Origin of the sequence: Beggiatoa leptomitoformis (genome assembly GCF_001305575.3) — a bacterium.
Taxonomy (GTDB): domain Bacteria; phylum Pseudomonadota; class Gammaproteobacteria; order Beggiatoales; family Beggiatoaceae; genus Beggiatoa; species Beggiatoa leptomitoformis.
Map to the genome: position 1 here is coordinate 3,560,974 of NZ_CP012373.2, position 15,781 is coordinate 3,576,754.

Here is a 15,781-nt window from a genome sequence, read left to right on the forward strand (position 1 = left end):
CATAACAGTATCATGTGGTAGGCATTGATACCGTTTGGTAAAAGTGAGGGGAAATGCTATTAACGACCGCTTTTAGCATCCAATACCCACGACTGAAAGCCAAATCGCGTTAGTACCAAAACACCAGACATCTATTAATATATAAGGATTAAGTGATTATCCTCCCAGTAAATCCCGTAAATCCTCTAATTCAGCAACCGCACTTTCTAAAAATGTCCAAATGCTTTCTTGCCCTTCATAACTGTTTGTTTCCTGCTCATGCAGATACGCTAAATCTAGGCTGTCATTTTTCTGTGTTAACCATTGGCGACTATAACTATGCCAGCGGCTTTTTTTCCCCTCTCCCTGACGTGGGCTAGTTCCATAATTATCTTCACCAAATGCTGTTTCAAATCCCATCAGATGTTGGCGTTTTAAGCGCAAATGTCGTCCAAACCCTGTAGATTGACTGCGCATGTCGTAAAACCAGACGTTTTGTGTCCGTTCAGTCGGTTGTTCACCACGATAAAAAAATAAAACATGGGCTGGGATTTGATGCGGATAAAAAATACCTTGTGGTAGCCGTAAGACGGTATGAACTACAAAATTATCTAATAATTCTTTTCTGACTTTTTGCGCATGTCCTGTTGCATGAAGAACCGCATCAGGTACGATAATAGCCGCCCGCCCTTTCGGTTTTAAGGCATGATAGCTGTGACGTAATAATGCTAACGTTTGAGTTTGTTGTGTAGCCTCATGCCGTTGTTCTGTAATAAACACCAAAGAACTTAAAACAACATCAACACTAGGCAGTGCATGACGTTCCATCAGTAGGCTATTCCCCCATTGAACAGGTAAATGGGGTGTATCATCAATTTCATGTAATAAACAATGCATAATTGCTAAACGTTGACGTGCAAGGTCTTGCTCAATGCCGAGTAACATAGCTTGTGGCATAGCTGGCGTTATATCAGGAATGCAATCATCCTCAAACACATCACAATCACTGGTTATTTGCACATATTGGTCGGCTGCGACCAGAAAGCCTGCAGTGTCCGCAGCGGGATCATGAATCAGTTCACCCAGTTGTGGCTGAGTTAAAATAACTAAAGTATCCACCAATGAACGCGGTGGAACTAAATGTTCTTGGTCATTCAAGGCATATAAGTCTAAAAATTCGCCGTAAATTTCTCCTAAATCATCAATAACGATATCGTCTAATACCGTTAATGTTTCTAAGAGCTGTTTTAATTGTTGAACGGTTTTTAGTTGTGTTCGTGCTTGGGAAAATAATGCAGCAATGCTTGGGTGGGTGCTTTGTCGTAGGGTTATTAAAATATGTTGATAATAAGCCAATTGTTGCGCTGTTGGTGTAGTCAACAAGATTCGCCAATTGAGCGTTGCAGGCAATTCCTCAATCATATCGATAGCGGGTGCTATCTTCAAAAAAAGTAACCACGTTAAGTTATCAACATAATCATGATAAGCAAGACCATTTTGCTGTAAGGCTTTTGCGGGCTCCCAAAGTTTTTGTGCAATCTCTCGTGTATCCATATTACCTTTATAATAAACTGCGGGCTGTTGTCTAACTTTGCTATGCAATAACGCTTCCTAAATACAGTGTCTGAATAGTATTAGTCAATTTTGTAGATGATCTAGCTAATCACCATTCTAATCACCATTTTGCGTATTTAAGAATAATTATTTGATAGTATTAAATTAAAGATAAAAAACCTTCCCTTATCTTTACACTACCAATCACTTTTTACTATTGTCTAAAAGAGGTTCACCGTTAATGATTACTGTTAAAGAACTCATGAGTAACCAATTATACACACTCAAACCAACTGATACGGTTCATCAGGCTCGACAGTTAATGCTAGATAAACATATTCGCCATGTACCCATCTTGGATAATAATGGCACATTTTTGGGGTTAATCACAAAACATGACGTTTTAGCACTCTCTGTTTCAGAACTAGCCGACATAGAACCACAAGAACGTATTGAAATCGAATCGGGTATTCCACTCAGTGAAGTAATGTTAACCGAAGTGGTTGTTGCACAAGAAAATACTAACTTACTTGAAGCTGCGCGCTTTATGTTAGAACAAAAACATGGTTGTTTACCCGTGTTTAAAGATGAAACATTAACGGGAATCTTGACAGAGGCGGATTTTGTCAAATTAGCAATGCATTTAATGGAAAGACTAGCCATGTAAAATAGCATCCAGATTTGAATTATTTATTCCTATTGGCATTGTTTTACAGAATACACATATTATCTGACGAGCAACCGTTTTTTTGTTCCCTATTTAAATCGTGATTTATTTAACTGCTTAACTAGTAATAAGTTCATTGAGGAGCGTTTTCAGAATGACTGCCATTACACAACAACAAGTTGAAGCTGTAATCCAAACTTATATAGACCCTTATTTACAAAAAGATTTAATCTCCGCAAAAGCAATAACGGCCATTCGGATTGAAGGCGGAAGCATTACTGTTGAGGTTGCATTGGGGTTTCCAAGTAAAGGCTATAACGTCACATTAACGCAACAACTACAATCCAGTATTGCGACCCTTGCAGGTGTTGACACGGTGACTGTTAATATTCACAACCATGTTGTAACACATGCCGTGCAAAAAGGGGTAAAACCGTTACAAGGAGTGAAGAACATTATTGCGATTGCCTCAGGTAAAGGTGGCGTTGGTAAATCAACAACTGCTGTCAACTTCGCCTTAGCACTGGTAGCAGAAGGCGCGAAGGTTGGTATTTTAGATGCTGATATTTATGGCCCTAGTCAACCCCGTATGCTGGGCGCGACCGAAAAACCTGAATCTAAAGATGGTCGTACCTTAGAACCCGTCATACGCTATCAACTGCAATCAATGTCCATTGGCTACCTTGTCGCCGAAGAATCCCCCATGATTTGGCGTGGACCTATGGTAACGCAAGCCTTAGAACAACTCTTACGAGATACCAATTGGAGCGAACTAGATTATCTTATTATCGACTTACCCCCCGGCACAGGCGATACACAACTAACCCTTGCGCAAAAAATTCCCGTCAGTGGCGCAGTTATCGTAACAACACCCCAAGATATTGCCCTCATTGATGCACGTAAAGGCTTAAAAATGTTTGAGCAGGTCAATGTACCCGTCTTAGGCATTGTGGAAAATATGAGCATACACATCTGTAGTCATTGTGGACATGCAGAACATATTTTTGGCTCTGGTGGTGGCGAACGAATGTCACAAGAACAACATGTTGATTTTTTAGGCTCTTTACCCCTAGATATTAAAATTCGTGAGGATGCAGATAATGGGCAACCTACCGTTGTTGCCGAACCTGATGGAAAAATTGCCCAAATATATAGGGATATTGCGCGGCGGGTAACGGGTAAATTATCCTTACAAGCGAAGGATTACAGCAATAAATTCCCCAACATTATGATTCAAAACACCTAACCATCAACTATATGTATTATTACTGACAAAGACAACTGGCATTTCTAATAAAAATGGGCATTAAATCAGATAAATGGATTCGCCAAATGGCGGAAAAGCACAATATGATTGAACCGTTTACCCCTGACCAAGTTAAAACAGATGCATCAGGGCGTATTGTGTCTTACGGCACCTCTAGCTATGGCTACGACTTACGTTGTGCAAACGAATTTAAAATATTTACCAATATCAACTCTACCATCGTTGATCCAAAACACTTTGACGAAGGCAGTTTCGTCGATATTATGGCTGACGTGTGTATCATTCCGCCTAACTCATTCGCTTTAGCACGCAGTGTAGAATACTTTCGTATCCCACGAGAAGTATTAGTTATTTGTGTAGGAAAATCAACCTACGCACGCTGCGGCATTATTGTTAATGTCACCCCGCTAGAACCTGAATGGGAAGGATACATCACTTTAGAGTTTTCCAATACCACCCCACTGCCCGCTAAAATTTATGCAAATGAAGGGGTTGCGCAAGTTTTGTTTTTAGGTGCAGACGAACTTTGCGCAACTTCTTATAAAGATCGTGGTGGTAAATATCAAGGACAACGAGGGGTTACGCTACCAAAAACTTAAAAACAAGGAAATAGTTGCGGTTAAATTAACCGCACCCCCTCGTTTTCTAATAAACGAATCAGCCGCATAAGCGGCAAACCGACCAACGCATTAGGGTCATCACCGCGCATTGCCTCCATTAAAGTAATGCCCAAACTTTCTGAACGAAAGCTCCCTGCACAATGATAAGGCTGCTCTAACTGAAGATAATTCTCTATTTGTGCGGTTGTTAATGCCCGAAAAACAACGGTAAAAGGTACAATTTCCACCTGATACTGCGTAGTTGCTGTATTTAACAAACACAAACCCGTCAAAAAACTGACAGTGTTACCACTTGCCTTAGATAACTGTTGTACCGCATTATCATGCGTATGTGGTTTGCCAATAATTTGCCCGTCTAAAATAGCGACTTGATCAGAACCTATAATAAGTGCGTTAGCATATAATGCTTGTACAGCTTGTGCTTTCAAAATCGACAGCCGTTTGACTAACGCCTCTGGGGTTTCATTGACCAGTGGGGTTTCATCAACATTGGGTGCGACCGTTTCAAAAGGTAAACCTAAGCGTGTTAATAGGTTTTTACGGAAGGGCGATGTTGATGCTAAAACCAGCGTATAACCCTGTAAAGCAGAAAAAGAATGAGTCATGATAGCGAAAGGCAAGAATGCCAACAGTTAATTAGATTGACAGGAAAAATTCTTGATTATATCATTACGCGCTTATGTTGAAAGACCTGCCAGAACTCATTGAACCTATCCGACTTGCCCAACAAGGCATAACATTGTGTGGACAAGTGCCACTTGCACGGATGACGCGCATACATGACAGCTTGTGCGAAGTGCAAGGCGATGTTGCGATAGCGTGGACATTCACCAAAGATGAACAATCACGACCTATCATACAAGGAACGTTAAAAACAACACTTGTAATGACCTGTCAACGGTGCTTACAACCGATGATTGTTGAACTTGATGTCCCTGTTACACTAATGATTTTGAATAGCGAGCAAGATGAAGAAGATGTTCCTGAAACATTTGAAACACTCATTTTAGATAAAACACCCGTATCTTTACCTGAACTGATTGAAGACGAATTAGTTTTAGCAATGCCCCTAGTGACCTATCACGAGCATTGTCCCCAAAATGACTACATATTGCCAGATTCAACACCGATAACTGAACCTAATACCCCCAGCAATCCTTTTGCCGTGTTAGGTGTTTTAAAAAAAGCTAATTGACTAACCTGTTAGGAATTTACTATGGCTGTTCAACAAACTCGTAAAACCTCATCCAAACGCGATATGCGCCGTGCGCATGACGCATTAACCAAGCCTACTTTATCAATTGAACCAACAACAGGCGAAACTCACCGCCGTCATCATATCAGTCCTGATGGTTATTACAGAGGACGGCAAGTTCTCCCTAGCAAGGACGAGTAACGCTTGACACCTCGCATTGCGCTAGACGCGATGAGTGGCGATCATGGCGTGTCCGTGATCATTCCTGCCGCCATCAATGTCCTTAAAGAAATTGAGGATGTGCATCTCCTGCTCGTAGGAGATGAGGCAGTACTTGAGAAAGCGATCGGACAACAACCACCATCCATCCTACAACGGTTGTCTATTGTTCATGCCTCACAAGTCGTGGCAATGGATGAAATTCCCTCATCGACTCTGCGCAATAAAAAAGATTCATCCATGCGCGTTGCCATCAATCTTGTGAAAGAAGGGCGAGCAGATGCCTGTGTAAGTGCAGGGAATACGGGGGCATTAATGGCAATGGCGCGTTATGTTCTCAAAACCTTACCGGGAATTGATAGACCAGCGATTATTGCAGCACTACCAACAACACAAGGCTACCCTGTACACGTGCTTGATTTAGGTGCTAATGTGGATTCAACACCAGAGCATTTATTCGAGTTTGCTGTTATGGGATCAGTCCTGACCAGTGCCGTTGGTAATTTGACTAATCCGCGAGTTGGCTTACTTAATATTGGTCAAGAAGAAATCAAGGGTAACGAAAAAGTCAAAGAAGCAGCACGCCTACTCTCTGAAAGTAATATCATAAACTACATAGGATTTGTAGAAGGTGATGATATATTTAAAGGCACGGTGGATGTTGTGGTTTGCGACGGATTTGTTGGTAATGTCTCCTTAAAAACAACCGAAGGCGTAGCAAAAATGATAAGCCACTACGTCAAACAAAGTTTTAACAAAAACCTATTCACACGACTAGTTGGACTCATCGCTTTACCTGTTTTGCGTAAACTGCGTGAAAAAATTGATCCGCGTCGCTATAACGGTGCAAGTTTATTAGGTCTGCGTGGCATCGTGGTCAAAAGTCATGGCAGTGCGGATGTATTTTCCTTTGGTTGCGCAATAAAAGAAGCGGTTGTCGAAGTGCGTAAAAACGTACCCGCACAAATCAGTAGTCAACTAGCCGAATTACTTAGCGAAAGAAGGCACGTCGGTTGATTTATTCTCGGATTGCTGGCACAGGTAGTTACTTACCTGCTCGGGTAGTGACGAATGCCGATTTAGCAAAAGTTGTTGATACCAGTGACGAGTGGATTATCGAACGCACAGGGATTCATCAACGGCATATCGTAGCAGATGGCGAAGGCACTTGTGATATGGCAGAACACGCGGCGCGCCGCGCTTTAGCCGTAGCCAACTGCTCACCGTCGGACATAGATTTAATCATTCTGGGGACAACTACCCCCGATTGCATCTATCCAAGCACTGCCTGTTTACTTCAAGCGCGTCTAGGCAACCACACTGCCGCTGCTTTTGATGTTCAAGCGGTTTGTAGTGGTTTTATCTACGCACTGAGCATTGCTGATAAATTCATAAAATCAGGCAGTGCGAAACGTGTTTTAGTCGTTGGTGCTGAAACCTATTCCCGTATTCTTAATTGGCAAGACCGCAATACTTGCGTTTTATTTGGTGATGGTGCAGGCGCGGTTGTTTTAGAAGCCAGCGAACAAGCAGGTATTTTATCTACCCATCTTCATGCGGATGGTAGCTATAAAGACTATCTCCATGTACCTGGACGAGTAGAACAAGGTAAAATACGCGGCGGTGACGGGTTTACAACAATGCAAGGTACTGAAGTTTTTAAATTTGCGGTAAAAGTGCTTAGTGAAGTTGTGGATGAAGCATTACAAGCCAACCAATTACAAGCAAAAGATATCGACTGGTTAGTACCGCATCAAGCCAATATCCGCATCATTAGTGCGACGGCTAAAAAGCTAAAAATGCCGATGGAACAAGTAATTGTTACCGTGCCAGAACACGGAAACACCTCTGCCGCCTCCATTCCACTTGCGCTCGATACAGCGGTACGTGATGGACGTATTCAACGGGGGCAAACCTTGTTATTAGAAGGCATCGGTGGTGGTTTTACATGGGGAGCTGTGTTAGTTCGTTACTAATAACCAACTAAACGACACTCCACCCGAATTTAGTACTAAAAATATCTCTAACTCAATTAATTAGTTACGTCAAACATTACCCATGACAAAATACGCTTTTGTATTTCCCGGACAAGGTTCACAAGCGGTTGGCATGTTGGCGGAGCTTGCCAATACCTATCCTATTGTCAAACAAACATTTGCCGAAGCCTCAGAACAATTAGGCTACGACTTATGGCAACTTACACAAGCTGGACCTGAAGAAAGCCTGAATCAAACCGACAAAACCCAGCCAGCAATGCTTGCCGCAGGAGTGTCTGTGTGGCGTGTGTGGTCATCACAAACACAAAGCAAGCCTATTTATATGGCAGGACACAGTTTTGGCGAATATAGCGCGCTCACTTGCGCAGAAGCTATTAGCTATCCTGATGCAGTTCTCCTTGCGCAAGCGCGAGGACGATTTATGCGGGATGCTGTCGCACCAAACTCAGGCGCGGTTGCTGCTGTTTTAGGACTAGATGATGAAGCATTGATTGAAGCCTGCAAACAAGCTGCACAAGGACAAATTGTAGCCGCTGTTAATTTTAATGCACCGGGGCAAGTTGTTGTTGCAGGTGAAAAAGCAGCGGTAGAACGCGCCATTGCATTAGCAAAAACCGCAGGTGCGAAAAAAGCAATTCTTCTACCTGTCAGTGTACCCGTTCATTGCGATTTAATGCGACCTGCCGCCGAAAAAATGGCAGAACAACTTGCACAAGTCACCATATCTCCTCCAACCATTCCTGTTATTCATAATGTTGATGTTGCAACACATGCTGACGCAATAAATATTCGTCAAGCACTTGTCAGCCAAATTTACAGCCCCGTCCGTTGGACAGAAACCGTGCAGTATATGGTAGAACAAGGTGTCACAACCCTATTTGAAGGGGGACCGGGTAAAGTATTAGCGGGTCTAACCAAACGCATCGCAAAAGACCTGCAATCACTCCCCATTTATGACCTCAACAGTTTAGAACAAGCCCTACAACGGGTGGAGCAAGAATGATGGCGGCATTAACAGGTGAAATCGCATTAGTAACAGGCGCAAGTCGTGGTATTGGTAAAGCAATTGCCCTTACATTGGGTCAAGCAGGTGCGCAAATTATTGGCACTGCGACCAGTGCTGAAGGGGCAGCTAGTATTGAACAATATCTTACTGAACAAGGTATTATAGGAAAAGGAATGGTGTTAGACGTTGGCAGTGCTGATTCCATTAATACGTTGATGGATGCACTCGCTAAAACGATGCCCAGCATTTTAGTCAATAACGCGGCTATCACCCGCGATGCCTTACTGATGCGAATGGATGATGCTGATTGGGATGGCGTGATTAATACCAATCTCACCTCCGTTTATCGGTTGGCAAAAGCCTGTATTCGTAGCATGTTAAAAGCGAAACGCGGTAGAATTATCACCCTTACCTCCGTTGTAGGCTTGACAGGAAATGCAGGACAGGCAAACTATTCAGCAGCAAAAGCGGGTGTGATTGGTTTTACCAAGTCGCTGGCAAAAGAAGTAGGCAGTCGTGGAATCACGGTTAATGCCGTTGCACCGGGTTTTATCGAAACAGATATGACACGTAAACTAACGGATGAACAACGGAATTTCCTTATTCAGCAAATTCCTCTAGCCCGTATGGGCAGTGTAGAAGACATTGCTGCCGCTGTTGCTTTCCTTGCCTCACCCAGTGCTGCTTATATCACAGGCGAAACGTTACACGTCAATGGTGGTATGTACATGGCATAGAGAGCCTATTACATCTCTAAATTTTATATAAAAGTATTTGTATTAACGTACATAAAATATTAATTTTTTGATTAAAAGTTGATATGTACGTTATTTTTGTATGTCATCCTCATACTGCTAACAATGTGGTCTTGAGGCGAAACAACTTGTTTTACATCCCTAGTGACAGCAGACCCCCGTCTGCCCTTTAATTTATCCCGGAGGATAACTTGTTATGAGTACCGTTGAGGAACGTGTCAAGAAAATCGTTATTGAGCAATTGGGTGTCAAAGAAGATGAAGTTAAAAACAACTCCTCTTTCGTTGACGACTTAGGCGCAGATTCTCTTGACAATGTGGAATTAGTCATGGCGTTGGAAGAAGAATTTGGCTGTGAAATTCCCGACGATGAAGCGGAAAAAATTACAACTGTGCAACAAGCAATCGATTATATTAGTAAAAACTTACAGTAATAGCTTGCTTCACAGTTGGTAGCCGATGCTTTTATCGGCTACATCACTTTATTCAGGAACGGTAATAGTGACAAAAAGACGTGTTGTCGTAACAGGTTTAGGTGCGGTTTCGCCCGTTGGTTTAAACGTCAAAGAAAACTGGGATAACATCTTAGCGGGTAAAAGTGGTATTTCCACAGTTACTGGTTTTGATGTGTCCACTTTCCCTTGTCGATTTGCAGGGACAGTCAAAGGATTTGACGTTACCCACTACATATCAGCGAAAGAAGCCAAAAAAATGGATACTTTTATCCATTACGGCATCGCTGCGGGTATTCAAGCCATCAAAGATGCGGGCTTAGAAATCACTGAAGAAAATGCAGAACGCATAGGTGTTGCAATTGGTTCAGGTATTGGTGGTTTACCTGGTATTGAAAAGGGGCATACCTCTTATATGACGGGGGGCGCAAGAAAAATTTCTCCCTTCTTCGTACCCAGTAATATCATCAATATGGTAGCGGGTAATCTCGCTATTATGCTGGGCATCAAAGGACCTAACTACGCCATCGTGACCGCTTGTTCTACAGGAACGCACAATATTGGTGGAGCGGCTCGCTTGATTCAATATGGTGATGCCGATGTCATGATTGCAGGTGGGGCAGAAATGTCTAGTTGTCCGATGGGATTAGGCGGATTTGCGGCAGCACGTGCGCTTTCTACCCGTAACGACTCTCCCGAAACAGCAAGCCGTCCGTGGGATGTTGACCGTGATGGATTTGTACTCAGCGATGGGGCTGGCGTGGTCGTTTTAGAAGAATATGAACACGCAAAACGGCGCGGTGCAACGATGTATGCTGAGTTGGTTGGTTCAGGCATGAGTGGCGATGCTTACCATATGACTTTACCATCAGAAAGTGGTGATGGTGCACGTGCTTGTATGCGCAATGCTTTACGAGATGCACAGTTAAATATTGAAGATGTTGACTATATTAATGCGCATGGTACATCTACCCCTGCTGGTGACAAAATTGAATCAATCGCCATCAGGACAACCTTTGCTGATCATGCTAAAAACCTTGCGGTTAGCTCAACAAAATCCATGACAGGACATTTGCTGGGTGCTGCTGGAGGCATTGAAGCTATTTATAGCATTTTAAGTATTCGTGACCAAGTTGCACCACCGACGATTAATCTTTTCACACTTGACCCTGAATGTGCAGGACTAGATTACGTTCCTCATCAAGCAAAGCCGATGCAAATTGATGTTGCCTTATCCAATTCCTTTGGATTTGGTGGTACAAACGGCAGTTTGATTTTTAAACGCCTTACATAAAAGTTATGCGGGACACCCTCAATCATGACCGAAAATAATATGTTATCCTTATCGGTTTATGATCGAGGGCTACATTATGGTGATGGCTTATTTGAAACCTATGCCGTACAACATAAACAGCTTTTATGCTGGACATGGCATGGTGAGCGACTTATAGAGGGTTGCCAACGCCTAGGTTTTCCGCCCCCCGACTTACCCAAACTTTATCAACAAGCCCATCAATCCTTACCTGATACACCCCGTAGCATTTTAAAACTCCTCATAACACGTGGTGTCGGTGGACGTGGCTATCGCCCCCCCCAGCCAGCAACTCCCCACTGCTTATTTTTATCTTATCCTTACCCAGCGTATCCGCCACATTACACCGAGAGAGGGGTAAAGGTTCGTGTGTGTACAACCCGTCTTGCATGTCAACCCCTATTAGCAGGACTAAAACATCTAAATCGTTTAGAACAAGTCCTAGCACGTCAAGAATGGGATAATACAGACATTGCCGAAGGTTTAATGCTAGATACTGCCGACAATATTATTGAAGGCACAATGACAAATCTATTTATTGTCAAAGGGAAAAATATATATACCCCTGACGTGACCCAAGCAGGGATTGCAGGGGTTATGCGACGCGCCATCCTAACCCTTGCTCCGCAATTAGGTTTTACAGTGACCATTGGACACTACAACCTGCAAGATTGCCTGACTGCTGATGAACTGTTACTCACAAATAGCGTGATAGGACTATGGACAGTTCAGCAACTTAACAACCAACGCTATTCGGTAGGAACGGTTAGCCAAACCATTCGACACCATCTTCGACAGCAACAGTGGATTGTAAACGATGCTGAATTCTTTCCTACGTAAAACAATACGCCTTATTTTCATTTTTACCCTTTGCCTAACCCTTGTTATCGGAGGGGGAGCTTATTGGTTCTATACCTATCAACTCAATGCACCACTTTCTGCCAGTCAAGATTGGCAATACACAATACCCAGCGGTACCAGTTTAAATGCCATTGCTGACGATTTAAGCCAACAAGGTAAATTAGACAAATTGACTGCATTTGTATGGGTTTATGCCGCACGTTTTGAGAAAAAAGCCCAACTTATCAAAGCTGGAGAATATGCCATTCCAGTAGGAACTACGCCACAGGGCCTACTCGATATTTTCATGTCAGGCAAAACTATTCAATACAGCCTGACCATTCCCGAAGGCGTGAATTTTCGAGAACTCATTAACGCTGTACATGCACATCCAAAAATCAAACATACCCTAAAATCTATTGATAATAAAGAAATTATGCAAGCATTAGGCTTGCCGTCAGAACAAAATCCCGAAGGACTTTTTTATCCAGATACCTATAGCTTTCCTGCAAATACAACAGATATAGCCTTTCTTCAACGCGCCTATCAAACAATGGAAACCACACTGCAAACTGCATGGCAAAGTCGTACAACGAATTTACCTTTCAAAAATGCGTATGAAGTTCTTATTCTTGCATCCATTGTTGAAAAAGAAACAGGTGTAACATACGAACGCCCTGAAATTGCAGGCGTATTTATTCGTCGCCTACAAAAAGGGATGCGTTTACAAACCGACCCTACCGTTATTTACGCGCTTGGCGTTAGTTATGATGGCAATATTCGGAGCAAAGATTTAGAGATTGACAGCCCCTATAATACCTACCGCTACGCAGGCTTACCGCCAACACCCATAGCCTTACCGGGTAAAGCAGCAATACAAGCCGTTGTTAATCCAGCAGAAGGTGATAGTTTATATTTTGTGGCAAAAGGGGATGGCAGCCACTACTTTTCTGCGTCACAAACTGAACATAGTTGTGCCGTGATTCAATACCAACTAAAAGGCAAAGCCCTCACCAAATATAAACAGTGGTGCGGACAATATCCTAGTTGTAATGCATGTCGTTCAGATAATTAAACATTTAATAACCCCAAACACAGCACGGATACCACCGTTTCAAGCAATGGTATCCGTTTTAAAAACTGTTTAAAAACTGTCAGAATCAGGATTTTCAATATCACCAAAACTGCCCGATTTTTATGTCTGGTAATTATGATTCAGACCCGCGTGATTAGAAGGTAATCTGTTTTTACAGATGTTTTAATATTTATTTCACTGCAAATCCACGACTAACGCCATCCGTGTTGTTTCTGCAATTGGGTTAATACTGGCTTGATACGCCACATGGTCAACACCCATTGCAATGGCTTTTCCTGCTTTCACCGCAAGTTGGCTTTCCATATCCAATTCAAAGCGTAAAAAATGCACTGCTGCCGTTTTTTCTTGATTTTCCCTTTCCATATCTTCGTTTGCGATAGGATAAATCTTTGTTTGCCCTGCAACTTGTACCCAAATTTTTTCTTGAATACCTTTTAACTGCATTAAGGCGCGTTTCCGTTCTTCTACATCCGTATATTCCAACATCAACGTGGCTTTCCAATTTGTTCCATCTGGAATCAAAGGATTATATGCACTTAACTCCGCATCAATTCCCTCTGCCTCATAAATTCGTTCAGCACGGAGCATTTCCTGAATTTGATACTGAATCGTCAAACGGTCTTCAAAAAAAAGTGTTACATGTTCACCTAATGCCACTTGTCGCTGTTTTTTATGCACCATTACTTCTGTGCGAAACTGCGGGCGAACCGCCGCATATTTCTCTAAAGAAAATAAATCGTCTCGACATAATTTTTTCATTCTCAAACCTCACTCTATGCCATAAGCCTTACGCATCAATATCATTGGATGAGTCGGCTCTTGCTCAGTTTGCAATCCGTTATGAATTTGGTCGCCCGCCATCGGACAATCGCTACTAAAATAATCAGGCTTGGCATTTGCGACTTGCGTCACGACAGGCTTACCGATTTTCATAGAAATCACATGAGTTTCCGCTTTGACCGCATACGTTCCATCATGTCCTGAACAACGTTCGATGGTTTCCACCGTTGTGTTGGGAACTAGTTTCAATAAATCACGGGTTTTTAAACCAATATTCTGCACCCGTAGATGACAAGGGACGTGATAAGCGACTTTTCCCAATGATTGTTTAAAATCCGTCTTTAATGCACCCTCTTTATGACGTAACATCAAGTATTCAAATGGGTCATACATTGCATTTTTTACTTTTTGTACATCCACATCATCAGGAAACATTAACGGTAATTCCTGTTTAAACATTAATGTACAGGAAGGAATGGGTGTAACAATATCGTAACCATCATCAATAAGTTTGCATAAAATGGGGATATTAAACGTTTTTGAGGCTTTTACTGCTTCTAAATCCCCTAACTCCATTTTTGGCATTCCACAACACCGCTCTTTTTCGGTAATTTTGACAGGAATTCCATTATGTTCAAACACTTTAATTAGTGCCTCATTCATGTCAGGCGCATTACGATTGCCATAACAGGTCACAAATAACGCGACCTTACCGCGAGTGTTTGCGGTTGGGGTTGGCGTTAAATTAACTTGATGTAAGTTCTTGTCTCGTTTACGTAAGTTATCACTATGAAATTTCGGTAAAATTGCATCGGCATGAATCCCCGCAACCTTTTCCGCAACTTGTCGCAACGGTTTGATGCTATTTACGGTATTCACAATGCCTGCAACAACGGGAATTCCTGCAATGCTGCCAACTAAATCTGTAGATGTCAGTAGCTTATCGCGGAGTTTTACATCCCCTTTTTTAAATTTTACGGCTTTAGCGCGGAGCATTAGATGTGGAAAATCAATATTCCATTCGTGGGGTGGCACATAAGGACACATCGTCATATAACACATATCGCATAAATAACAATGGTCAACAACTTTCCAATAATCTGATTTAGCAACACTATCTAGTTCTAAAGATTCAGACTCATCGATTAAATCAAACAAGGTTGGAAATGAATGACACAGCTTGAAACAACGACGACAGCCATGGCAAATATCAAAAACCCTTTCTAATTCTGTTAGTAATGATTGTTCGTTATAAAAGTCTGGGTTTTGCCAGTCAAGTGTGTGACGAGTGGGGGCTTCTAAGCTACCTTCTTTTTTGTAGCCTTCGCGTTTTGGGTCGGCAGACATGATTTTTCTCGCTGTGTGCAAAGGGAAAAAAGGGCGTGACAAGTTGATTAAACTCGTCACGCAACACTCATTTACATACTATCTAAGGCTTTCTGGAAGCGATTCGCATGAGAACGTTCTGCTTTGGCTAAGGTTTCAAACCAATCTGCAATTTCCTCAAATCCTTCAGTGCGTGCAGCTTTGGACATACCGGGATACATATCGGTATATTCGTGAGTTTCCCCTGCAATCGCGGCTTGGAGATTAAGTTTCGTGTCCCCAATTGGAAGTCCTGTTGCAGGGTCACCACAGCCGTGTTCTAAATATTCTAAATGACCGTGTGCGTGTCCTGTTTCGCCTTCAGCAGTAGAGCGGAAAACGGCAGATATATCGTTAAAGCCTTCAATATCTGCTTTGTTTGCAAAATATAAATAACGACGATTTGCTTGTGATTCGCCTGCAAACGCCGCTTTGAGGTTGTCTTCTGTTTGACTGCCTTTAAGTTGCATGATGTATTTCTCCTAATGTAGAGTGATAGTGTGTATTTTTAGACTTAGTCTAAATTACACACTGCCTATCATATAGTCTTCATTTTTTTTCTCAATAGACTTATGTTAAAAAAAACGATTATTTTCGAGTTATCCCTCATAGACAAAGAATAAATATCAGTCTTGTAGCTAATAATTCATTAAATTTAAATGGTTTATTGAGTGGTTC

18 protein-coding genes are annotated in these 15,781 nt (G+C 42.2%); 13 read left to right on the forward strand and 5 right to left on the reverse strand.

Going from position 1 to position 15,781, the window contains the following annotated elements:
- Window positions 1-156 precede the first annotated feature (156 nt).
- Window positions 157-1,581: an HsdM family class I SAM-dependent methyltransferase gene (locus AL038_RS15030; protein ID WP_062154171.1), complete on the reverse strand. Its 1,425-nt coding sequence runs from the start codon at window positions 1,579-1,581 to the stop codon at window positions 157-159.
- Between the two features lie 193 nt (window positions 1,582-1,774).
- Here AL038_RS15030 and AL038_RS15035 point away from each other — a divergent pair, with 193 nt between their 5' ends.
- From AL038_RS15035 to dcd, 3 genes are all read left to right on the forward strand, one after another.
- Entirely contained in the window at window positions 1,775-2,200 is a 426-nt protein-coding gene (locus tag AL038_RS15035; protein WP_062154173.1) for a CBS domain-containing protein, read from the forward strand.
- 154 nt (window positions 2,201-2,354) lie between these two features.
- Complete coding sequence (gene apbC / locus AL038_RS15040; RefSeq protein ID WP_062154175.1) at window positions 2,355-3,446, forward strand: iron-sulfur cluster carrier protein ApbC; 1,092 nt, start codon at window positions 2,355-2,357, stop codon at window positions 3,444-3,446.
- A gap of 53 nt (window positions 3,447-3,499) precedes the next feature.
- Complete coding sequence (gene dcd, locus AL038_RS15045; protein ID WP_062154177.1) at window positions 3,500-4,066, forward strand: dCTP deaminase; 567 nt, start codon at window positions 3,500-3,502, stop codon at window positions 4,064-4,066.
- Between the two features lie 20 nt (window positions 4,067-4,086).
- On the opposite strand, the gene AL038_RS15050 is transcribed toward dcd, so the two are convergent.
- On the reverse strand, window positions 4,087-4,692 hold the full coding sequence (locus AL038_RS15050) for a Maf family protein (RefSeq protein WP_062154179.1): 606 nt from the start codon (window positions 4,690-4,692) through the stop codon (window positions 4,087-4,089).
- Between the two features lie 74 nt (window positions 4,693-4,766).
- On the opposite strand from AL038_RS15050, the gene AL038_RS15055 reads away from it, so the two are divergent.
- From AL038_RS15055 to mltG, 10 genes are all read left to right on the forward strand, one after another.
- The gene (locus tag AL038_RS15055; protein WP_062154180.1) at window positions 4,767-5,282 is read left to right on the forward strand and encodes a YceD family protein; all 516 of its coding nucleotides are present in this window, start codon (window positions 4,767-4,769) and stop codon (window positions 5,280-5,282) included.
- A gap of 21 nt (window positions 5,283-5,303) precedes the next feature.
- Window positions 5,304-5,483 carry a 50S ribosomal protein L32 gene (rpmF, locus tag AL038_RS15060; protein ID WP_062154182.1) on the forward strand — a complete coding sequence of 60 codons (180 nt, stop codon included), beginning with the start codon at window positions 5,304-5,306 and terminating at the stop codon, window positions 5,481-5,483.
- A gap of 3 nt (window positions 5,484-5,486) precedes the next feature.
- Entirely contained in the window at window positions 5,487-6,518 is a 1,032-nt protein-coding gene (gene plsX, locus AL038_RS15065; protein WP_083991544.1) for a phosphate acyltransferase PlsX, read from the forward strand.
- Window positions 6,515-7,477: a beta-ketoacyl-ACP synthase III gene (locus AL038_RS15070; protein ID WP_062154184.1), complete on the forward strand. Its 963-nt coding sequence runs from the start codon at window positions 6,515-6,517 to the stop codon at window positions 7,475-7,477. Before plsX ends, AL038_RS15070 begins: the two co-directional genes overlap by 4 nt.
- 82 nt (window positions 7,478-7,559) lie before the next feature.
- On the forward strand, window positions 7,560-8,501 hold the full coding sequence (gene fabD / locus AL038_RS15075) for an ACP S-malonyltransferase (protein ID WP_062154186.1): 942 nt from the start codon (window positions 7,560-7,562) through the stop codon (window positions 8,499-8,501).
- Window positions 8,501-9,241 carry a 3-oxoacyl-ACP reductase FabG gene (fabG, locus tag AL038_RS15080; protein WP_062154188.1) on the forward strand — a complete coding sequence of 247 codons (741 nt, stop codon included), beginning with the start codon at window positions 8,501-8,503 and terminating at the stop codon, window positions 9,239-9,241. The genes fabD and fabG overlap by 1 nt, the downstream gene beginning before the upstream one ends.
- A 214-nt stretch (window positions 9,242-9,455) precedes the next feature.
- Complete coding sequence (acpP, locus tag AL038_RS15085; RefSeq protein ID WP_062154190.1) at window positions 9,456-9,692, forward strand: acyl carrier protein; 237 nt, start codon at window positions 9,456-9,458, stop codon at window positions 9,690-9,692.
- A 67-nt stretch (window positions 9,693-9,759) separates the two neighbouring features.
- On the forward strand, window positions 9,760-11,004 hold the full coding sequence (fabF, locus tag AL038_RS15090) for a beta-ketoacyl-ACP synthase II (protein WP_062154192.1): 1,245 nt from the start codon (window positions 9,760-9,762) through the stop codon (window positions 11,002-11,004).
- 24 nt (window positions 11,005-11,028) lie between these two features.
- A complete protein-coding gene (gene pabC / locus AL038_RS15095) occupies window positions 11,029-11,862 on the forward strand; it encodes an aminodeoxychorismate lyase (RefSeq protein ID WP_062154194.1) in 834 nt (277 codons plus the stop codon).
- Entirely contained in the window at window positions 11,840-12,937 is a 1,098-nt protein-coding gene (gene mltG, locus AL038_RS15100; RefSeq protein WP_066246150.1) for an endolytic transglycosylase MltG, read from the forward strand. Before pabC ends, mltG begins: the two co-directional genes overlap by 23 nt.
- Window positions 12,938-13,132: 195 nt before the next feature.
- Here mltG and AL038_RS15105 read toward each other — a convergent pair whose 3' ends face one another.
- The 3 genes from AL038_RS15105 to AL038_RS15115 all read right to left on the reverse strand — a co-directional run bounded on the left by AL038_RS15105 (window position 13,133) and on the right by AL038_RS15115 (window position 15,573).
- Entirely contained in the window at window positions 13,133-13,717 is a 585-nt protein-coding gene (locus tag AL038_RS15105) for a DUF3501 family protein (protein ID WP_062154196.1), read from the reverse strand.
- 9 nt (window positions 13,718-13,726) lie between these two features.
- Window positions 13,727-15,085, reverse strand: coding sequence for a heterodisulfide reductase-related iron-sulfur binding cluster (locus tag AL038_RS15110; RefSeq protein ID WP_062154198.1), 1,359 nt, complete (start codon window positions 15,083-15,085; stop codon window positions 13,727-13,729).
- A gap of 71 nt (window positions 15,086-15,156) precedes the next feature.
- Complete coding sequence (locus AL038_RS15115; protein WP_062154200.1) at window positions 15,157-15,573, reverse strand: rubrerythrin family protein; 417 nt, start codon at window positions 15,571-15,573, stop codon at window positions 15,157-15,159.
- Window positions 15,574-15,781 lie beyond the last annotated feature (208 nt).